Below are 20,527 nucleotides of genomic sequence, written 5' to 3'. Positions count from 1 at the left end.
GTGCGTTCCTGATCCGGAACGCACCATGCGGGCTTACTTGGCGTACACCAGATCCCGCAATCCCAGGGACAGGGCCGGCCAGTACGTGATTACGATCAGGCAGACGATCACGACGCCGACAAAGGGCACCAGCGGCTTGATCAGCCTTTCCAAAGGCAGCTTTGCCACGGCGCAAGCGGCGAACAGATTCACCCCGAACGGCGGCGTGATCATCCCCAGCGCCAGGTTCACCACCATGATGATCCCGAAGTGAACGGGTTCCACGCCGAACTTCAAGGCTACGGGCAGCAGCAACGGCGCGAGCACCACGATCGATGCAGACGTTTCAATGAACATGCCGATCAGGAACAGCGCGGCGTTCACGCCCATCAGGAACGTGAATTTGGTGTCGAAGATCTGAGACAGCCATACGCCCAGCGCATCCGGAATGCCGGCACGGTTCAGCAGGAAACTGAACACGCCCGCATTCGCGATCACGAACATGATCACCGCCGTGGACACGACTGACTTGTGCAGCGTCACGGACAGTTGCTTGAAGCTCAGGCGACGGTAGATGAATTTGCCCACCACCACCGCGTACATCACCGCCACCACGGACGCTTCGGTCGGCGTGAAGACCCCGCCGTAGATGCCGCCCAGGATGATGACTGGCATCATCAGCGCCAGCCAGGCGTTCTTGAACGCCGGCCACAGCGGCAGGCGGCCTTCGCCGTCGCGCTTGCCCAGGTTGTTGCGCTTGGCGTAGAACCACACGTAGAACATCAGCGCAACGCCGATCAGGATGCCAGGCATCACACCAGCGATGAAGAGTTCGCCGGTGGACGTGTCGGTGGACACGGCATACAGGATCATTGGGATCGACGGCGGAATGATCACCCCTAGCTCGGCCGCGCTGGCCTGTAGCGAGGCAGCGAATGGGGCGGGATAGCCGTGCCGGATCATTGCCGGGATCAGGATTGCGCCGACGGCGAAGGTGGTGGCCACGCTGGAGCCGGCCACGGCCGCGAAGATCATGCACGTCAGCACGCAGGTGCAGGCCAGGCCGCCCTGGATGCCGCCGACCACGCTCTTGGCGAATTCCACCATGCGTTCGGAAATGCCGCCGGCTTCCATCAGGTTGCCAGCGAGGATGAAGAAGGGGATGGCGACCAGCGGGTATTTGTCCAGCGCGGCGAACAACTGCTGGGCAACGACCACCCAGGGCAGGCCGGCGGTGCCGACGCCCGCCAGGCTGGCCAGTCCGATCGACACGGCGACCGGCACGGACAGCCCGAAGAAGATCAGCATCGAGACAATCATTATTTGGGACATGGCGATATCTGCTGCAAGAGTTCTATAGGGGCGGCTTAGCCTTGCGCGTCGTTGCGCACGGGCACGTCTTCTTCTTCACCGGCGCACCAACGGGCCAGCACGGCGATGGCGGCCAGCGTCGCGCCCACGGGGATCGCCAGGTAGATCCAGGAGATCGAAATATCCAGACTGGGCACCGTCTGGAAGCGCACCCGGTAAGTCATGTTGCCGCCGATCCAGGCCAGGAAGCCCAGGAAACTGGCGCAGATCAGGCCGATGATGCCTTCCAGCACACGGCGTTTCGTTCCGCCCAGCAGGTTGCGCAGCAGTTCGACGCTGATCATGGCGCCGTGGCGGAAGGCCAGGGCCACGCCCAGCAGCACGGTCCAGATCAGGAGGGCGCGGGTCAGCACCTCGCTCCAGTCGGCGGGCGAATGCAGCACGAAGCGGGCAATGACCTGGTAGAAGGCGGCGGCCGCGGCGGCCACCAGCAGGAGTTGGGCAAGGATCGAGACCAGTTTGAACAGGCCGCGATCGAAAGCGCAGAGCAAACGCATGATGAATCCCAGGTGCAATGGGCGTAAGGAGGGGCGTCAGGCAAGCGGCGGGAGGGCATCCCGCCGCCCAGGGAAAAGGCGCCCGTGGGGCGCCCTTTGCCTACTTCGTGTCGCGGATCGCGTCGATCAGCTTCTTGTCGAACTTCTTGTAGTACTCAGGGTAGGCCGGTTCGACGGCCGCGGCGAACGCAGCGCGATCCACCTCGGACACCTGCATGCCTTCCTTCTTCAACTGCTCGACACCCGTTTTTTCGATGTTGTCCACATAGGCGCGCATGGCCAGGGCGGAGTCCTTGCCGGCTTTGTCGAAATTGGCCTTTTCGGCGGCCGACAGGCCGTCATAGACGTTGGCCGACATCAGCACCAGGGCAGGGCCGTACACGTGGCCGGTCAGCGACAGGTACTTCTGCATTTGCGACAGCTTGGCCGACGTGATCACCGACAGCGGGTTTTCCTGGCCGTCGATGGTGCCCTGTTGCAGGGCGGTGGCCACTTCCGGCCACGCCATCGGCGTGGGCAGGATGCCGATCTGACGGAAGGCGGTGATGTGGATCGGGTTTTCCGTGGTGCGGATCTTCAGACCCTTGGCGTCGGCCGGCGTCTTGACCGGGCGCACGTTGTTGGTCAGGTGGCGGAAGCCCTGTTCACCCCAGGCCAGGGCGATGATGCCGCGGCTGGGAAACTTGGCCAGCATGTCCTGGCCGATCTTGCTGTCCAGCACGGCGCGGGCGTGTTGCAGGTCGCGCAACAGGAAAGGGATATCGAAAACCCCAGTCTCGGGAACAAAATTGAGGGTGGCACCTGTCGAAACGATGGCCAGGTCAATGGTGCCGATCTGCAAGCCTTCGATCACTTCGCGTTCGCCGCCCAAGGCGCTGTTGGCGAATTGCTGTACTTTGTACTTGCCGTTGGTCGATGCCTCAAGGGACTTGGCCATGGCTTCGGCGCCGGCACCGTAGTGCGACGAGGCCGACAGCGCGTAGGCCATCTTCAGGGTGGTCTGGGCTGCCGCTGGCAGGGAGGTGGCAGCCGCGCAGGCGGCCAGAATCGTGGCCGCAAGCCAGGATTTACGCATTGTCTTCTCCGAATTTTGGGTATCTTTATGGGCGGCTGAGCCTCCCGCCCCGGGATGATATCGGGATTCAGTACCGAATCGGAGCTTAGTTAACATAGATGAATGATGGATTTCCCTGATATGTCACAGGCCAAGCGCCCCGGTTTCTGGTCCACCTTGCGCCTGGGCGCCAGGATGATGATGCGCGACGCCCGGGCGGGCGAGCTGCGCTTGCTGGTGTTGGCGCTGGTCGTGGCGGTGGCCGCGGTCACGAGCGTCGGCTTCCTGGCCGACCGGGTCAGCCGGGCGCTGGAGCGCGATGCTGGGCAGATGCTGGGCGCCGATCTGGTGCTGGATGCCGACGAACCCGTGCCCGCCGCCTTCCTGGATCAGGCGCGGGAACGCGGCCTGACGCTGTCGAGCACCTGGCAATTTCCGTCCATGGTCGGGGCCGGCGACGGCGCCCAACTGGCGGCGCTGAAGGCCGTGGAGCCTGGCTACCCGCTGCGTGGGGCCTTGCGCGTGGCCGAAGCGCCGTTTGCGCCGGATGCGCCTACCAGCGACGTCCCGCCAGAGGGCGCCGTTTGGGTGGACGCGCAACTTTTGTCGCTGCTGAGTCTGAAAGTGGGCGACACCCTGAACGTGGGCGATGCCCACCTGCGCATCGACCGCGTGATCACCTACGAGCCCGACCGTGGCATGCAGTTCGTCAATGTGGCGCCGCGCGTGCTGCTGCGCGCCAGCGATTTGCCGGCGACCGGGCTGATCGCACCGGGCAGCCGCATCGGGTATGCCATGCTGATCGCGGGTCCAGCGGATGCCGTGGCCGGCTATTCGGCCTGGCTCAACCAGAACTTGAAACGGGGACAAAAGGTCGCCACCCTGGAGTCCGGTCGGCCCGAAGTCCGCCGCACGCTGGACCGGGCACAGCGTTTCCTGTCGCTGGTCGCGCTCTTGGCGGTGCTGATTTCTGCGGTGGCCGTGGCGCTGGCCGCCGGACGCTACATGACCCGGCACCGCGACGGCATCGCCGTCATGCGTTGCCTGGGCGCCGTGCAGTCCCAGGTGTCCAGGATGCTGACGCTGGAATTCACCCTGGTCGGCTTGTTCTCGTCCGCCGCGGGTTGCCTGTTGGGCTATGCGGTGCATCAGGTGCTGGTGATGCTGCTGGGGTCGTTGATCGACACCCAATTGCCGGCCCCGTCCGCCATCCCTGCCTTGCAGGGGGTGCTGACCGGGTTGTTGTTGCTGCTGGGGTTCGCCTTGCCCGCGCTGGCGCAGTTGCGCCACGTGCCGCCAGCCCGGGTGCTGCGGCGCGACGCCGACACGCTTAGCGCCCGCAGCGCATTCGGCTATGTGCTGGGCGCCACGGGTTTTGCCCTGCTGATCTGGTGGTTCGCGGGTGACGCCAAGCTGGGCGGTGTGGTGGCGGGGGGCTTTTTGGGCGCTTTCGCCGTGTTCGCGCTGGTGGCGTGGTTGTGCATCCTGGGCCTGGCGCGCATCCGTGGACTGGCCGCGGGGCTGCCTGCGCTGCGTTTCGCGCTGGCCGGGGTGGTGCGCAGGCGTGCCGCCACGATCACGCAGGTCTGCGCGCTGGCCGTGGGCCTGATGGCGTTGCTGTTGCTGACCATGACGCGCACCGACCTGATCCAGGGTTGGCAGCGCACCATGCCGCCGGACGCGCCCAACCGCTTTCTGATCAATGTGCAGCCGGACCAGCGTCAGGCAGTGACCGACGCGCTGACCCGCGAGGGCCTGGGCGGCATCACGTTGTCGCCGATGGCCCGTGGGCGCCTGATCGCCATCAATGGCAAGCCCGTCGGGCCGGACGATTACGAAGAGCCGCGCGCCAAGCGATTGGTGGACCGCGAATTCAATCTGTCCTATGGCGACGAATTGCCCTCGTCCAACAAGATCGAGCAGGGCCGTTGGCTGGCCCCGGGAGCGTCCGAGGTGTCGCTGGAGTCGGGCCTGGCCAAGACGCTGGGCCTGAAACTGGGCGACAAGATGACGTTCGACGTGGCCGGCCAGCAGGTCGAGGCGGCCGTCTCCAGCACCCGGCGCGTCGATTGGGATACGATGCGCGTCAATTTTTTCGCCATTCTGACCCCCGCGGCGCTAGCCGACATGCCCCAAAGCTGGATCACTTCCTTCTACCTGCCGCCTGAAAAGGCGGCGGTGCTGCCCGCGCTGGTGCGCGAATTCCCGAACCTGACCGTGTTCGACGTGGGCGCCATCCTGCAACAATTGCAGTCGGTGCTGAATGAGGTGGGCAAGGCGGTTCAGTTGCTGTTCCTGTTCACCCTGGCGGCCGGCGTGCTGGTGTTGTCCGCGGCGCTGACGGCCACTCGCGACGAACGCATGCGCGAAGCCGCCGTGTTGCGGGCGCTAGGCGCCACGCGCCGCCAGTTGGCGCGCTCGCAACGCATCGAGCTGTGGGCCGTGGGCGGCCTGGCCGGCCTGCTGGCAGCCGCTGGCGCCACCGCGATCGCTTGGGTTTTATCAACCCAGGTGTTCGACTTCACGATTACCCTCAGCCTCTGGCCGTGGCTGGCGGGCATTGGCGCCGGCGCGCTGGGCGCCTGGGCGGGCGGTGCCCTGGCCCTGCGTGGCGTGTTGCGCACGCCGCCCCTGGTCACCCTTCGAGAAACCTGATGACGACCCACGTCCAAACCATTACTGAACCCGTGGAAAATTCCCGTAGCGTGTTTGACCTTCTTGGCGGTGAGCCCGGCGTGCGTGCGCTGGTCGACCGCTTCTATGACTTGATGGACATCGAGCCTGATCTCAAGGCGCTGCGCGCGGCGCACGGGCCCAGCCTGGATGACGCGCGCAACAAGCTGTTCTGGTTCCTGTGCGGCTACTTCGGTGGTCCTGACCACTATATTGAACGCTTCGGGCATCCCCGCTTGCGGGCACGCCATCTGCCGTTCTCGATCGGCGAGATCGAGCGCGACCAATGGGTCACCTGCATCGGGCGAGCCATGGAAGACCAGGGCATCGCCCCGGCGCTGGTGGAGCGCTTGCTGGAGTCGTTCTACGGCGTGGCCGATTGGATGCGCAACCGTGAAGGCTGAACGCGCGCGGGAAGGCGCCCAGCGGCAGTCCTGGCCGGGGCCGCTTGCCGGCGCCATGCTCAGCGACGCTTCGCGCCTGGCCGATTCCGGCCCCGAGGTTTTCAATCCCGCGCATTACGGCGACCGTGCCCGCCTGGTGGACGCAGGCGGACGCCAGGCGGCCTGGTTCGTGCAGGGCCAGGGCTGGCAGGGGGTGCTGCGCCGTTACCGCCGTGGCGGCATGATCGCCCGCGTCAGCCGCGACGCCTATCTTTGGACAGGCGAAGACCGCACCCGCAGTTTCCGTGAATTCCGGCTGCTGGCCGCCATGCGCGCCCAGGGCCTGGCCGTGCCGGCGCCGCTGGCCGCCGCCTATTGGCGCCAGGGCCCCATCTATCGCGCGGCCATCGTGGTCGAACGGATTCCGGGCGTTCAGCCCCTGGCCCATGCGCTGGCTGAGCCGGTGTGGGGCGCGGTGGCAGAGGCCATCGTCCGCATGCACCGCGCCGGCGTCTGGCACGCTGACCTGAATGCCTTCAATATCCTGATCGGGGCGGATGCCAAAGTCTGGCTGATCGATTTCGATCGGGGCACCCAGGGCGTGTTGTCCGAGCGGCAGCGCCAGGGCAATCTGGACCGCTTGCGCCGGTCGCTCGTCAAGGTGGCCGGGGAAGAGGGCGACCGTTTCTGGATGAAGCTGCGCGACAGCTATTGGACCGCCTGGGGGATCGGCGTCCAGCCCTGACCCAGGGTGTGGGTTCATTTATCTCCATCAGGCCCCCATTGCCTCAACTAGCGGCCAAAGTTGGGCAGACCATCGCTAAAAAGCTTTATCATTTCGCCTTTTGGTAGTCCTGTCATACACGGCATACACAGCAAAGGGGGCTCGTAATGGAACTAAGGGCGGGAATGCGCTGGGCGCTCGGCGCGGTGTTGGTCGCGGCATCGGCATCGTCGGCGGTCGCGCAGAATAAGGTCGTCAACGTCTACAACTGGGCCGAATACACGGCCCCGGACACGATCCCCGGTTTCGAAAAGGAAACCGGCATCAAGGTCCGCTATGACGTCTACGACAGCAACGACACGCTGCAAGCCAAACTGTTGGCAGGCAAGTCGGGTTACGACGTCGTTGTCCCGTCCACCCATTACGCCTCGCGCCAGATCGAGGCCGGCCTGTTCCAGAAACTGGACAAGTCCAAGATCCCGAACTGGAAGTACCTGGACCCGGAAGTGATGGCGCTGGTGGCGACCGTCGATCCGGGCAACGAGTACGCGATCCCCTGGGGCTACGGCACCAACGGGCTGGGCTACAACGTCACCAAGGTCAAGCAGATCATGGGCGACACCGTGGACCTGGCCAACTGGGACATGATCTTCAAGCCCGAGAACGCCGCCAAGCTGAAAGAGTGCGGCATCTCGATGCTGGACGAAGCGGCGCAAGTGTTCCCGGCCGTGCTGAAGTATCTGGGCAAGGATCCCAACAGCACCAATCCGGACGACTACAAGGCCGCGCTGGATGTGCTCAAGCAGATCCGGCCGTACATCCGCCAGTTCAGCTCGTCGGGCTACATCGACGAATTGGCCGTGGGTGACTTGTGCATGGTCTACGGCTTTTCGGGTGACGTCATGATCGCCCGCAAGCGCGCGCAGGAAGCCAAGAAGTCCTATGAAGTGAACTACTTCATCCCGAAGGGCGGTGCGCCGGCGTGGTTCGACCTGATGGTCATCCCCAAGGATGCCCCGCACCCCGAAGAGGCCCTGGCGTTCATCAACTACATTGAAACGCCCAAGGTGCATGCGGCCATCACCAACACCATGTTCTACCCCAACGCCAACAAGGAAGCGCGGCAGTATGTGGTGAAGGACGTGGCCGAAAACCCCATGATCTACCCGCCGGCCGAGGTCTCCAAGACCCTGTACGTGATCAAGGCGCTGCCCTTGAACGTGCAACGCCTGCAAAATCGGATGTGGTCCGAGCTGAAGTCTGGAAGATAAGTCATCATGAGCGATAGCCGTTACTCGGCGCCGCATACGGTCGACCCGGACGAGTTCGTCCGGGTCTCCGATGTGGTCAAGATTTTTGGCGATGTGGTCGCCGTGCGTTCCGTCAACCTGTCGGTCAAGCGCAACGAGATCTTCGCGCTGCTGGGAAGCTCCGGCAGCGGCAAGTCCACCTTGTTGCGCATGCTGGCGGGTTTCGAGGAAACGACGTCCGGGCAGATTCTGCTGGACGGCGAAGACATCACCGGCGTGCCGCCGTACCGGCGTCCCGTGAACATGATGTTCCAGTCCTACGCGCTGTTCCCGCACATGACGGTCGAGGCCAACGTGGCGTTCGGCCTGAAGCAGGAAGGCGTGGACCGCGCCGAAATCCATGACCGCGTCTTCGAAGCCCTGGACCTGGTCCAGATGGCCGGTTATTCGCGTCGCAAGCCCAACCAGTTGTCGGGCGGCCAGCAGCAGCGCGTGGCCCTGGCGCGCAGTCTGGTCAAGCGGCCCAAGCTGCTGCTGCTGGACGAGCCCATGTCGGCGCTGGACAAGCAGATCCGCCAGAAAACGCAGATCGAACTCGTGAAGATCCTGGAGCAGGTCGGCGTGACCTGCATCATGGTCACCCACGATCAGGAAGAGGCCATGACCATGGCGCATCGCCTGGCCGTCATGACCGAAGGGCAGATCGTCCAGTGCGGCACGCCGCAGGACGTCTATGCGTTCCCGAATTCACGCTTTGTCGCCAGCTTCATCGGGTCGACCAATATGTTCACGGGCACCATCGTCGTCGATGAACCTGACCATGTGGCGATCGAATGCGCTGAACTGACCCGCCCGCTGTTCGTGAACCACGGCGTGAGCGAGCCGCTGGGCATGGAAGTGCACGTCTCGATCCGGCCAGAACGCCTGGTGGTGTCGCGTGAACAGCCCGAAGGCGAATACAACTGGGCCCACGGCATGGTCAGCCACATGGCCTGGATGGGCAGCTATGCCCTTTATCAGATCCGCCTGGATTCCGGCAAGACGGTCGAGGCCAGCGTGCCCAGCCTGTTGCTGGCCCAGATGGACGCCCCGGGCATCGACGAAGAGATCTTCGTCAGCTGGGGTGCCGACAGCGCGACGGTGCTGGCGTCATGATCCGGTTTTCGCCCCGCGACTGGTTGCCGTCGGGCCGGACGCTGGCGGTGCTGCCGCCGTTCGCCTGGCTGGTGCTGTTCCTGCTGCTGCCGTTCCTGTTGGTGCTGAAGATCAGCTTCGCCGAAGTGACATTCGGCATTCCACCCTACACGGCGCTGGCGGAATTCAAGGACGAGGCGGTGCAGTTCAGCCTGCACTTGCGCGGCTATATCCTGCTGTTCACCGACAGCCTGTATTTCAAGACCTACCTGAGTTCCGTGAAGATCGCGGGCATCACCACGCTGATCTGCGTGCTGATCGGGTATCCGATTGCCTACTACATCGCCCGGTCGTCGCCTCGTGTGCGTAATCTGTTGCTGTTGGGCGTGATCCTGCCGTTCTGGACGTCGTTGCTGTTGCGCGTGTACGCCTGGGTCGGCATTTTGCGCAACGACGGTCTGTTGAATAATCTGCTGCAAAGCCTGGGTTTGATTTCCAGTCCGCTGGAGATCTACCGCACTGATGTGGCGGTCTATATCGGCATGGTCTACGCCTATCTGCCGTTCTTCATCCTGCCGCTGTACGCGACGTTGGTGAAGATGGACTTGCGTCTGCTGGAAGCCGCGTATGACCTGGGCGCCAAGCCCTGGCAGGCGTTCTGGCAGATCACCGTACCGCTGTCGCGCCAGGGCGTGATCGCCGGCGCCATGCTGGTATTCATTCCGGCGGTGGGCGAATACGTGATTCCGGAAATGCTGGGTGGCGCCAATACGCTGATGATGGGCCGCGTGATGTGGAACGAATTCTTCAATAACGCCGATTGGCCGATGGCATCTGCGGTGACCTGCGTGATGGTGTTGCTGTTGCTCGTGCCGCTGGTCTACTTTCAGTACAACCAGGTCAAGCAGCAGGAACAGACGAACGGAGGCCGCGCATGAAAGGCCCCAACAAGACGTTGCGCGCCGTGGTGCTGGGGCTGGGTTATTTCTTCTTGTATGTGCCCATCGTCAGCCTGATGGTGTTTTCGTTCAACGAGTCGCCCACGGTCACGTCCTGGGCGGGTTTTTCGTTCCGCTGGTATCACGCGCTGTTCAATGACGATGCGCTGTTGCGGTCGGCCTGGTTGTCGTTCCGCATCGCGGCGATGACGGCGACGGCGGCCGTCATCATCGGTACGTGGGCGGGCTATGTGCTGGGGCGCATGGGGCGCTTCCGTGGCTTCTCGCTATACGTGGGCATGTTGAGCGCGCCGCTTGTCATTCCCGAAGTCGTGCTGGGTATTTCGCTGTTGCTGATGTTCGTGGAACTGCGCGGCAGCCTGGGCTGGCCCGCCGAAAACGGCGTCTTCACAATCTGGGTGGGGCACGTGACGCTGTGCATGGCGTTCGTGGCCGTCGTTATCCAGACCCGTATCCGCGACCTGGACCGGTCATTGGAGGAGGCGGCGCTGGACCTGGGCGCAACCCCCATCACCGTGTTCTTCAAGATCACGCTGCCGCTGATCGCGCCGGCGCTGGCATCGGCCTGGTTGCTGTCGTTCACGCTGTCGCTGGATGACGTCGTGCTGGCGTCGTTCCTGTCCGGTCCCAGTTCCAGCACGCTGCCGATGGAAGTGTTCTCGCGCGTGCGGCTGGGTCTGAAACCCGAGATCAACGCGCTTGCCACGTTGTTCATCCTGGCCGTGGGCACGTGCGTGATCCTGGCCAATCGCCTGCAATGGCGCAAGGAGTCCGAACCCAAATGAAGCAAACCACTCTGTATGGCCTGACCAAGTGCAGCACCTGCATCAAGGCGCGCGACTGGTTGTCTGACCATGGCGTCGAGCACGCATTCGTGGATTACCGCGATCATCCGGTACCGGCCAAGACGCTGAAAGCGTGGTCGGACAAAGTTGGCGGCTGGGAAAAGCTGGTCAACCGCACGTCGATGACGTGGCGCAATCTGCCCGAAGACCGCAAGACCGCACACACCGATGCCCAATGGAGCCAGTTGATCGCGGAATACCCCGCGCTGGTGCGCCGGCCCGTCACGGTGACGCCGGATGACGAGGTCACGGTTGGCTTCAGCGAAAAGCGCTACGGCGAACGCTTCGCCTGACACGGCGCCCGCTGCGATGGCGTCTTCCATCCCGGCATCGCGCAGCGTCAACAGGGCGTTGCCCGATGCCTTTTTTGACCGCGACGCTTCCGAGCTGGCGCGTGATCTGCTGGGCAAGGTCATCCGCCATCGCGTGGAGGGACTGTGGCTGTCGATGCGCATCATCGAGACCGAAGCCTACTACCTCGAAGAAAAAGGCAGCCATGCCTCGCTGGGCTACACGCACAAGCGCCGCGCCTTGTTCATGGATGGCGGCGTCATCTACATGTACTACGCGCGGGGCGGCGATTCGCTGAATTTCAGCGCGGCCGGCCCTGGCAATGCGGTGCTGATCAAATCCGGCCATCCCTGGACGGACGCGCAATCCGGCCCCGAGGCGCTGGCCCGCATGCAGCAGTTGAATCCCGACGCGCAGGGGCATCCGCGCCCGCCGTCGCGCTTGTGTGCCGGGCAAACGCTGCTGTGCCGCTCGCTGGGGTTGAAAGTGCCGGAATGGGACGCGCGCCGATTTGATCCGGATGCGCTGTACGTCGAGGACGTAGGCGATTCGCCCCAGGCCTTGATCCGCACGACACGGCTGGGCATTCCGCTGGGACGGGACGAACATTTGCATTACCGCTTTGTCGATCCCGCCTATGCCTCGGTCTGCACGCGCAATCCGCTGCGGCGCGGGCAACGCGCCGGGCATGACTACACCTGGGTTGATCGTCAGGGCATCGTGCTGCCCGAGGCTTCGCGGCCCGTCACGCCCTAGACGCCAATGGCGGCCTGGGTGCGATGATGCATCCTACAATTCCGGCTTTGGAGAGACCTCTTTTGAACGAAATCCTGCTTTGGGTCGCCGCTGGCGGCGCAGTTCTTGCCTGTCTGGTGTCCGTGCTGGCCTGGCTACGGCCTCCCGCAAGGGATTCCCGGCTGGACGCGCTGCTGGAGGGGCAAGAGCGAACCGAACGCGCCTTGCGCTCGGACATCACGGACGGCCAGCGCGGCCTGCGCAGCGAATTCGCGGAGTCCACGCGGACGTTGCGGCAGGAGCTGGCTCAGTCCCAGGGTGATCTTCGCAGCGGACTGGCGCGCGATGCCCAGGCCGCACGCACGGAATCCGCCGAATCCCTGGCCCGTTTCGCCGCCGGTTTCGGCGAGCAATTGCAGGGGCTCATCCAGATCAACGAACGCCGCCTGATGGAGGTGCGCGCCACCGTGGACCAGCGTTTGCAATCGTTGCAGACGGACAACAGCGCCAAGCTGGACGAGATGCGCCGCACCGTGGATGAAAAGCTCCACGCGACGCTGGAGCAGCGCCTGGGCGAGTCCTTCAAGCTGGTGTCTGACCGGCTTGAAGCGGTACATAAAGGCCTGGGCGAAATGCAGGCCCTGGCCGCAGGGGTGGGCGACCTGAAGCGCGTGCTGACCAACGTGAAGTCACGCGGCACCTGGGGTGAAGTGCAGCTGGCGCGGCTGATCGAAGACAACATGACGCCCGATCAGTACGCCAGCAATATCAAACCGGTGCCGGGCAGCGATGCCGTCGTGGAATTCGCCATCCGCCTGCCGGGACGCGGTGATGGCCTGGAGCCGGTCTGGCTGCCGATCGACGCGAAGTTCCCCAAGGAAGAATACGAGCGGCTGATGGATGCCCAAGAGGCCGCGGACGTGGAAGGCGTGAAGACGGCCGGCGCCGCGCTGGGCCGGGCGGTCGAGCTACAGGCCAGGCTGATTGCCAGCAAGTACGTCGCGCCGCCCCATACGACCGACTTCGCCATCATGTTCTTGCCCACCGAAAGCCTGTATGCCGAAGTGCTGCGGCGGCCCGGCCTGCTGGATAAGCTGCATGACCTGCGCATCAATGTGGCCGGGCCCAGCAATCTGGCTGCGCTGCTGAACAGCCTGCAAATGGGATTCCGCACCCTGGCGATCGAGCAGCGATCGTCTGAAGTGTGGCAGGTGCTGCGTGCGGTCAAGACGGAGTTCGGCAAATTCGGTGACGCGCTGGCCGCGGTCAAGAAGACGCTGGACACCGCCAGCAACAAGATCGGCCAGACCGAAGTGCGCACCCGCGCGATGCTGAAGAATCTGAAAAATGTGGAAGCGTTGCCAGAAGCTGAAGCCCAAAGGTTATTGGGTGCGGAGACGGACAACGAGGCGGACAGCGACGAAGACAGCGATGCGGACGTCAACGTAGACGTCAATGCCGGCCCTCGGGGGGCGTCTTCCGCCGGCGCGGTCTGATCCGTTTGGGCGGGCGGAGCACTTTCTCCAAGGTGCTTCCCTTGCCCGGCGAGCTTGTTGCCTACGCGGACTGTCGATATCCTGGCATGTGCGGCACTTTGCCGTCGAACCCTGGAGCATCGTAAGCATGAGCACCGCTGAACGCCATGATTCCTCTTCCCTCGACGCGACGGCGCTGGGCGCCGATATCGCCCAAGGGGTTACGACCGCGCTTGCTGCGATGCAGCAGGCGGTGGACCGGGTAGCGGCGCGCAATCCCTCCATCAATGCCGCTTGCGGCATGCAGCCCGAGGCCGGGCTGCGTCTGGCCCAGGCACTGGATGATGAACTGGCCGCGCTGACGCCTGAACAACGTCTGGCGCAATTGAACAGCCGGCCGTTCCTGGGTGTGCCCACCTTGCTGAAGGATCTGGGCACGGCGGCGCTGGGCCTGCCCAGCGCCATGGGGTCGGTGCTGTATGGCCACGTTGAATGGAATGTCGACGCCGAGATCGTCAAGCGCTACCGCCGCGCGGGCCTGATCCCTTTTGGCCGCACCACCAGCGCCGAGCTTGGCCTGAGCCCCACGACGGAATCCCCGGCCTACGGCCCCGCCACACAGAATCCCTGGAAATCGGGGCATAGCGCGGGCGGGTCCAGTGGCGGCGCGGGGGCCGCGCTGGCCAGCGGCATGGTGCGGATCGCGCACGGCAGCGATGGTGGCGGGTCGATCCGCATTCCGGCCTCGTGCTGCGGGGTGTTGGGCCTGAAGCCGTCACGCGGCCTGATGCCGTTGGGTCCGCTCAAGGGCGAAGGGTGGGGCGGTTTGGCCACCGAACACATGATGACCCTGTCGGTGCGGGATTGCGCCGCGTCGCTGGATATCAGCGCGGGCGCCGACGTGGGGGCGCCCTATGCCGCACCGGCGGTACCGCCCGAGTCCTATCGTGCCGTGGTGGCGCGGGTTGCCGCCGATCCGCATGCGGCCCCGCGCCGTCGCATCGCATTCATCAACACCACCTACGAGGGGGCGGCAATTCACCCGGAAGTGGCCGAAGCCGTGGACGAGGCCGCGCGTCTCTTCGCTGGCCTGGGCCATGAACTGGTGATGGCCCCGCCACCGGTGGGTTCTGAAGAAGTCCTGTCGCCGATGCTGCCGCTGATCGCCAGCGCCGCGGCTAATGCGATTGACAGCTTCGTGGCCGCGCGCGGCCGCCGGCTGGCCGCCGACGAATTGCAGCCCACCACGCTGGGGGCGCGCGAATATGCCCGAGCCATCTCCGGCGCGCAGTATGTGGCTTGCGTGGATGCCTGCCACGAGATCACCCGCCGTGTTGGCCGCTTCCTGCACCGGGATGGCGCGCAGGGCTACGACTTGTTCCTGAGCCCCGTCCTGGCGCAACTGCCGGCGCCCATCGGCCGCTACGCCATGGACAACGCGGATTACCTGGCCTACCGTCTGGGTAAGAAGGGCGTCATCGGCTATTCGCCCTTCGCACCGCTGGCCAACCTGACCGGCATGCCCGCGATCTCCATTCCCTTTGCCGTGTCGTCGGACGGACTGCCGATCGGCATCCAGATCATGGGTCCGCTGGGCAGTGAAGCCCTGCTGCTGGAACTGGCGGCGCAGGTCGAAGCGTTGCGGCCCTGGGCGCTGGTGGCGCCCATGGCCAGATAGCGGAGTTCTTCCCGGAGCAGCCATGTCATCGTTCGCGACCCACACCGTACAGAATCAGGTTCCGCCCCTGGAGGACTATTCCCTGTACGACACAGACCCCGCCTTGCGCGAGGCGGTGCGGCGCGAGGGGGCGGAAAATTGGGCAGGCGATCTGGCCGCGCATGGCGCCTGGCTGGGGCGCGCGCAAACGCTGTCCGCAGGCGCCGAAGCCAACCGGTGCCCCCCCAGGCTGATCGCCTATGACCGGGGTGGCCACCGTATCGATCATGTGGAATTTCATCCGGCCTGGAACCTGCTGATGAGCGGCATCCTGGCTCGCGGCTTGCACAGCCGCGCTTGGGCGCAACCCGTGCCGGGCGCGCAGGTGGCGCGCGCGGCGGCCTACTTGATGCAGGGGCAGGTTGAAGCGGGCACGCTGTGTCCCACCACCATGACCTTTGCCGCCGTGCCGCTGTTGCAGCGTGAGCCGGCAGGCGCCATCGACTTTGCCGGGCAATGGCTCCCCGCCCTGTATTCCCGCGAATTCGACGCAATGGATGCGCCGTTGTCCGCCAAGCGCAGTGCGTTGATCGGCATGGGGTTGACGGAAAAACAGGGGGGATCCGATCTGCGCGCCGTCAGTACCCGGGCCGTGCCATTGGGCGTGCCGGGCCGGGGCAACGCCTACGAACTGGTGGGCCACAAATGGTTTTTCTCGGTGCCGCAGGCGGACGCGCACCTGGTGCTGGCGCAAACGGACGAAGGGCTGAGTTGCTTCTTCGTGCCACGCTGGATTCCGGATGGTCCGCGCAACGCCATCCGCGTGCGCCGTCTGAAAGACAAACTGGGCAACCGCAGCAACGCCAGTGCCGAAGTTGAATTTGAAGGGGCTTGGGGTGTCATGGTCGGCGAACCCGGACGGGGCCTGGCTGTGTTGCTGGAAATGGCGGCCACGACACGGCTGGACTGCGTGCTGGGTAGCGCGGCGCTGCTCCGGCAGGCGCTGGTGCAGTCCGTGCATCACGCGCAGCATCGCCTGGCGTTCGGCAAGCCATTGATCGAGCAGGCGCTGATGCGCAATGTGTTGGCCGACCTGGCCCTGGAAAGCGAAGCGGCCATGATGCTGGCGCTGCGGCTGGCGCGGGCGGTCGATTCGCGCGCCGACAGTCAAGCCCGCGCCCTGGTGCGGGTAGGAACGCCCGCAGCGAAACTGTGGATCTGCAAGCGCGCGGTCAACGCGGTGGCCGAATGCATGGAGGTCTGGGGGGGCAATGGTTACGTGGAAGAAGGGCCGATGCCCCGGATTTACCGGGAAACCCCCGTCAATTCCATTTGGGAAGGTTCCGGCAACGTCATGGCGCTGGACGTGCTGCGCGCGTTGCAGCGTGAACCCGAGGCCTTGCCCGCACTAGAGCAGGAATTCGCGCTGGCGTCCGGCCAGCACCGCATGTTCGACGAGGCCGTGGGGCGTTGGCGGGCCCTGCTGGCCGATGGCGCGCAGGCCGAATTCCAGGCTCGCCGCATTGCCTGCGGGCTGACGCGGTTGTGGCAGGCCGCCTTGCTGATCCAGCATGCGCCCGAATCCGTTGCACGGGCTTTCGTCGGCAGCCGCTTGCAGGCCGACGGCGGCATTTTTGGTGAACTGGCCGCCGGCACCGACACCCAGGCGATCCTGTCACGGGCCTGGCCTGCCGCCGCATGCTAAATTTCCCGGCTTGACCAACCTTTCCGCATTTCTCACCGCCATGCTCTCCCAGCAAGAACTCAAGCAACAAGCCGCCGACGCCGCCCTGGAATTCGTTGAACAGGTCGCCGGCCCGGATGCCATCATCGGCGTGGGCACGGGCTCCACGGCCGATCTGTTCATCGACGGCTTGGCGCGTTTCAAGGGCCGCATCGGCGGTACGGTCGCCAGCTCGGAGCGAAGCGCGGCCCGTCTGGCTGGCCACGGCCTGAAAGTGCTGGACCTGAACGACGTGTCGACGATGCCGATCTACGTGGACGGCGCCGACGAAATCGACGCCAATCTGCACATGATCAAGGGCGGCGGCGGCGCGTTGACTCGCGAGAAGATCGTGGCCTCGGTGGCCGAGCGCTTCATCTGCATTGCTGACGAATCCAAGCTGGTCCAGACCCTGGGCAAGTTCCCGCTGCCGCTGGAAGTCATTCCGATGGCGCGCGAGTCGGTGGCGCGCGCCCTGACGGCCCTGGGCGGCCAGCCGCGCCTGCGCGAAGGTTTCGTCACGGACAATGGCAATATCATCTTGGACGTGTCGGGCCTGGTCATCGCCGACGGCAAAGCGTTTGAAGCCCTGGTGAACAATCTGCCGGGCGTCGTGACTTGCGGCCTGTTTGCATTGGCAGGCGCCGATGTGGCATTGTTGGCCACGCAGGACGGCATCCGCCGCCTGGACCGCGCGGCGTAAAGCGCGCCCCTGACCGGCGTCCGCAACGTCTGCGTATGGCCCCGTTTGCCCGCCTTGCCGGGGGACGGGGCGTCGATTCATAATCTTGTCACACTTGGGTCATAACCTTGCCGGTTGTGCAGGCCCAACTCGTAACTCTCTTATTTCGGGGCAATGCAATGAGATCAACCACGCAGGGAGCCCGGATGACGGAGCATACAAACAAGCAGTTCGACGCCGATCTGGAAAGCGTCCGTTCGCAGTTCTTGCAAATGGGCGGCTTGGTGGAAGCCATGATCCAGGAAGCGATCGACGCGCTGGCCACGGGCGACTTGACGCTGGTGGAGAAGGTCCGCGAGCGGGAAAAGGAAGTCAACCGCCACGAAGTCGAGATCGACGAGAGCATCAGCCGCATCCTGGCCCGGCATCAGCCCACCGCCATCGACCTGCGCATGCTGATGGCCGTGTCCAAGATGCTGACCGACATGGAGCGTTCCGGCGATGAGGCCGAGAAGGTCGCCACCGTCGCCCGTCGCATCCACGAAGCCGAAATGCGCCACATCCCGGTGATCGAACTGCGTCACATGGCCGCCAATGTGCGCACCATGCTGCATCAGGCGCTGGACGCTTTCGCCCGCCTTGACCCGATCCAGGCCGCCGCCGTCGTGCGCAGCGACAAGGAAGTGGACAAGGAATGGAAGGGCGCCCTGCGCCACTTGATCACCTACATGATCGAAGACCCGCGCACCATTTCGCGCGCCATCGACATGATCTTCATCGCGCGCGCGCTGGAACGCATTGGCGACCACGCCAAGAACATGTCCGAGCGCGTGATCTACATGGTCAAGGGCGCCGACGTGCGCCATACCGGCGTGAAGAACACCGAGCGCCTGGCGCGCGGTGAGGAAGACCAGGAAGACGAGCAGCAACCGGGCCAGTAATAGCCGGACCAGAAATAACCGGGCGCTTATGTCGCCGCAGCAAAAACCCCCAGCGCAGCATCTGCCCTGGGGGTTTTTCTTTGTCCGTCGCTCGTCGCTCGGCGCCTGCCGCCAGTGGCGCTTACAGCGGCAGCGTGACGCCCTGGCACAAACGCGGGTCCGGCACGCCGGGTTTGCCGGCGTCGATGCGTCCGGCCAACCGGCGTCCGAAGACGGGCAGGGCGGGGGCGCTGACTTCCAGGTCGTACCAGCCTTCGCAGCCAACGTGCTTGAGTTCCAACGCGCCGCCGGCCTGCACATGTGCCATGGCGTGCCAGCCGTCGCCCATGTGGGACTCCACCTTGATGGGCTGAGGCGTATCGCTGTGATTGATCAGCCGCAGGCGCAGGCCCGATGTCACGGGAACCAGTTGTGCCTCAAGCCTGCCAGCGTCTCGTGCGTCGCCGCGGAATTGCCGGTGAAAGCCGTCAGGGCCCAGTAGCCACAGGTCATAGGCACCGTGATCCCCCACTTGCCAGCCGTCGTCCAGGCGCGCGCCTTGGCCCACGGTGTAGCGCCGAGGCGCGTGTGCCAGATCCAGGCGGTTGTACACATGCAGCACGGCTGCCGCGCTGCCCGGGTTGCGCAAGGTCAGGCGGTAGTGTTCGCCGTCGGCCGCCATGCGGCCCACCGCTTCCAGCGCATAGGGTAGCGGGCAGGCGTGGCGGTTGCTGTCGGCGTGATGCGAAACGCGGTCGCCGGCGAAGTCGAATGCCGACGTCAGGTCTCCGGCCACGGCGCGGCGCCATGGGCTGATATTGGGTTCGGCCACGCCGAAGCGGGCCTCCAGGAAGCGGATCACCGAGGTGTGATCGAACACCTGCGAATTGACCCATCCGCCGCGGCTCCAGGGCGACACCACCAACATGGGCACGCGCGGGCCCAGGCCGAATCCACGGCCATGCAGGCTGGCGGGATCCTCGTTCGAGGCGGCGCTGGGGCCGTGCCGAGCGTCGTGGTATTCGCCGTCCAGCTCTACCGTGGACAGTCCGCCCGAGCGGCCGTCGGCATGGCGGGCCGGTGGCGCGGGTGGCGGCACGTGATCAAAGAAGCAGTCGTTTTCATCGTAGGTGACCAGGAACACGCAGCGGCTCCAGGTCTCGGGGTTGCGGGTCAGGATGTCCAGCACGCGCTCGGTGTACGCGCCACCCTGACGAGGCGACGAGACCTCGGGGTGTTCGGAGTCGGCGGTGGGCGCGATGATCCAGGACACCTGGGGCAGCCGTCCGTCGGCCACGTCGCGGGCCAAATCGTCCAGGGTGTGGGTGGACAGGCCGCGGTCACGCAAGGGGGCGGTCGCCGCGTCGCTGGCGTGCTGGCGGCGGTATTGCTGGAAGCCAGCCAGCGGATTGTCGTGGAAGTTGTCCGCCATGTCCTGATAGACGCGCCAGTCCACGCCGGCCTCTTGCAGGCGTTCGGGGTAGGTGGTCCAGGTGTAGCCTTCGCCGGACGGGCCCAGGCGGTCGTGGGTGTTGACCAGCGCGGGGCCACCCGCCTGGCCCAAGGGATCATTGGTGCCGGTCCACAGGAACAGCCGGTTGGGATTGGTGCCGGCATGCAGCGAACAGTGATAGGCGTCGCACAAGGTAAAGGCATTGGCCAGGGCCGTCTGGAAGGGCACGTCGGCACCCGAATAGGCCCCCAATCCCAGGCGGCTCTTGGCGGATAACCATTGGTCCATGCGGCCGTCGTTCCAGGCGCGTTGCGCATCATCCCAGGTGTGCGGGGTGATATAGCCCACCGGCGTGCCGCTGGCGTATTCCGCTTGCAGCGCGTAGGGCCGGCAGTGCGACTCGCCATCTGCCTGCGTCAACACGTTGCCGGCCGTCGTGGGTACGGGATGCGGGTCCGCGAAACCGCGCACGCCGGGCAGCGTGCCGAAATAGTGGTCGAAAGACCGGTTCTCCTGCATCAGGATGACCACATGGCGCACATCGGCAAGCGTCCCGCTTCTGCGGTCTGGGGCAATCGCCAGCGCGCGCGCGATGGAAGGCGGCGGGTCGGCGGGAAGAGGCAAGCGCGATTCTTGTTTCATGACAGCATTAATACGGCCAACGATGTTCGAATCTTAAGCGCAGCGCAGAGTGGCGTCTTGGCGACGTGCCGCTGGCGCTC

18 protein-coding genes are annotated in these 20,527 nt (G+C 64.9%); 14 read left to right on the top strand and 4 right to left on the bottom strand.

Going from position 1 to position 20,527, the window contains the following annotated elements:
• Nucleotides 1-33: 33 nt before the first annotated feature.
• The 3 genes from HV753_RS30165 to HV753_RS30155 all read right to left on the bottom strand — a co-directional run bounded on the left by HV753_RS30165 (nt 34) and on the right by HV753_RS30155 (nt 2,922).
• Nucleotides 34-1,311, bottom strand: coding sequence for a TRAP transporter large permease (locus HV753_RS30165; protein ID WP_175178246.1), 1,278 nt, complete (start codon nt 1,309-1,311; stop codon nt 34-36).
• A gap of 35 nt (nt 1,312-1,346) precedes the next feature.
• Nucleotides 1,347-1,847 carry a TRAP transporter small permease gene (locus HV753_RS30160; protein ID WP_175178245.1) on the bottom strand — a complete coding sequence of 167 codons (501 nt, stop codon included), beginning with the start codon at nt 1,845-1,847 and terminating at the stop codon, nt 1,347-1,349.
• A 100-nt stretch (nt 1,848-1,947) separates the two neighbouring features.
• The gene (locus tag HV753_RS30155; protein ID WP_175178244.1) at nt 1,948-2,922 is read right to left on the bottom strand and encodes a TRAP transporter substrate-binding protein; all 975 of its coding nucleotides are present in this window, start codon (nt 2,920-2,922) and stop codon (nt 1,948-1,950) included.
• 102 nt (nt 2,923-3,024) lie between these two features.
• Here HV753_RS30155 and HV753_RS30150 point away from each other — a divergent pair, with 102 nt between their 5' ends.
• From HV753_RS30150 to phoU, 14 genes are all read left to right on the top strand, one after another.
• Nucleotides 3,025-5,556 (top strand): ABC transporter permease, encoded by a 2,532-nt coding sequence (locus HV753_RS30150; protein ID WP_175178243.1) that lies wholly within the window; start codon nt 3,025-3,027, stop codon nt 5,554-5,556.
• Nucleotides 5,556-5,978, top strand: a complete 423-nt coding sequence (locus HV753_RS30145) for a group II truncated hemoglobin (protein WP_175178242.1) — start codon at nt 5,556-5,558, stop codon at nt 5,976-5,978. The genes HV753_RS30150 and HV753_RS30145 overlap by 1 nt, the downstream gene beginning before the upstream one ends.
• Nucleotides 5,968-6,702: a 3-deoxy-D-manno-octulosonic acid kinase gene (locus tag HV753_RS30140; RefSeq protein WP_175178241.1), complete on the top strand. Its 735-nt coding sequence runs from the start codon at nt 5,968-5,970 to the stop codon at nt 6,700-6,702. Before HV753_RS30145 ends, HV753_RS30140 begins: the two co-directional genes overlap by 11 nt.
• Nucleotides 6,703-6,848: 146 nt before the next feature.
• Nucleotides 6,849-7,952, top strand: a complete 1,104-nt coding sequence (locus tag HV753_RS30135) for a polyamine ABC transporter substrate-binding protein (RefSeq protein ID WP_175178240.1) — start codon at nt 6,849-6,851, stop codon at nt 7,950-7,952.
• Nucleotides 7,953-7,958: 6 nt separating this feature from the next.
• Nucleotides 7,959-9,086 (top strand): ABC transporter ATP-binding protein, encoded by a 1,128-nt coding sequence (locus HV753_RS30130; protein WP_175178239.1) that lies wholly within the window; start codon nt 7,959-7,961, stop codon nt 9,084-9,086.
• Nucleotides 9,083-10,003 carry an ABC transporter permease subunit gene (locus HV753_RS30125; protein WP_175178238.1) on the top strand — a complete coding sequence of 307 codons (921 nt, stop codon included), beginning with the start codon at nt 9,083-9,085 and terminating at the stop codon, nt 10,001-10,003. Before HV753_RS30130 ends, HV753_RS30125 begins: the two co-directional genes overlap by 4 nt.
• Entirely contained in the window at nt 10,000-10,809 is an 810-nt protein-coding gene (locus HV753_RS30120; RefSeq protein WP_175178237.1) for an ABC transporter permease subunit, read from the top strand. The genes HV753_RS30125 and HV753_RS30120 overlap by 4 nt, the downstream gene beginning before the upstream one ends.
• Nucleotides 10,806-11,162, top strand: coding sequence for a Spx/MgsR family RNA polymerase-binding regulatory protein (locus HV753_RS30115; RefSeq protein ID WP_175178236.1), 357 nt, complete (start codon nt 10,806-10,808; stop codon nt 11,160-11,162). Before HV753_RS30120 ends, HV753_RS30115 begins: the two co-directional genes overlap by 4 nt.
• 16 nt (nt 11,163-11,178) lie before the next feature.
• On the top strand, nt 11,179-11,916 hold the full coding sequence (locus HV753_RS30110; RefSeq protein ID WP_175178235.1) for a DNA-3-methyladenine glycosylase: 738 nt from the start codon (nt 11,179-11,181) through the stop codon (nt 11,914-11,916).
• A 26-nt stretch (nt 11,917-11,942) separates the two neighbouring features.
• A complete protein-coding gene (locus HV753_RS30105; RefSeq protein WP_425485952.1) occupies nt 11,943-13,391 on the top strand; it encodes a DNA recombination protein RmuC in 1,449 nt (482 codons plus the stop codon).
• A gap of 127 nt (nt 13,392-13,518) precedes the next feature.
• Nucleotides 13,519-15,048 (top strand): amidase, encoded by a 1,530-nt coding sequence (locus HV753_RS30100; RefSeq protein WP_175178233.1) that lies wholly within the window; start codon nt 13,519-13,521, stop codon nt 15,046-15,048.
• Between the two features lie 22 nt (nt 15,049-15,070).
• Complete coding sequence (locus tag HV753_RS30095; protein ID WP_175178232.1) at nt 15,071-16,732, top strand: isovaleryl-CoA dehydrogenase; 1,662 nt, start codon at nt 15,071-15,073, stop codon at nt 16,730-16,732.
• A 40-nt stretch (nt 16,733-16,772) separates the two neighbouring features.
• Complete coding sequence (gene rpiA, locus HV753_RS30090) at nt 16,773-17,453, top strand: ribose-5-phosphate isomerase RpiA (RefSeq protein WP_175178231.1); 681 nt, start codon at nt 16,773-16,775, stop codon at nt 17,451-17,453.
• A gap of 185 nt (nt 17,454-17,638) precedes the next feature.
• The gene (phoU, locus tag HV753_RS30085) at nt 17,639-18,373 is read left to right on the top strand and encodes a phosphate signaling complex protein PhoU (protein ID WP_175178230.1); all 735 of its coding nucleotides are present in this window, start codon (nt 17,639-17,641) and stop codon (nt 18,371-18,373) included.
• A 121-nt stretch (nt 18,374-18,494) separates the two neighbouring features.
• Here phoU and HV753_RS30080 read toward each other — a convergent pair whose 3' ends face one another.
• Nucleotides 18,495-20,447, bottom strand: a complete 1,953-nt coding sequence (locus HV753_RS30080) for a phosphocholine-specific phospholipase C (RefSeq protein WP_175178229.1) — start codon at nt 20,445-20,447, stop codon at nt 18,495-18,497.
• Between the last annotated feature and the right edge of the window lie 80 nt (nt 20,448-20,527).

Source organism: Achromobacter pestifer (assembly GCF_902859625.1).
In the GTDB taxonomy this organism is placed as follows: domain Bacteria; phylum Pseudomonadota; class Gammaproteobacteria; order Burkholderiales; family Burkholderiaceae_B; genus Achromobacter; species Achromobacter pestifer.
This window is presented reverse-complemented; position numbering and strand designations above follow the sequence as displayed.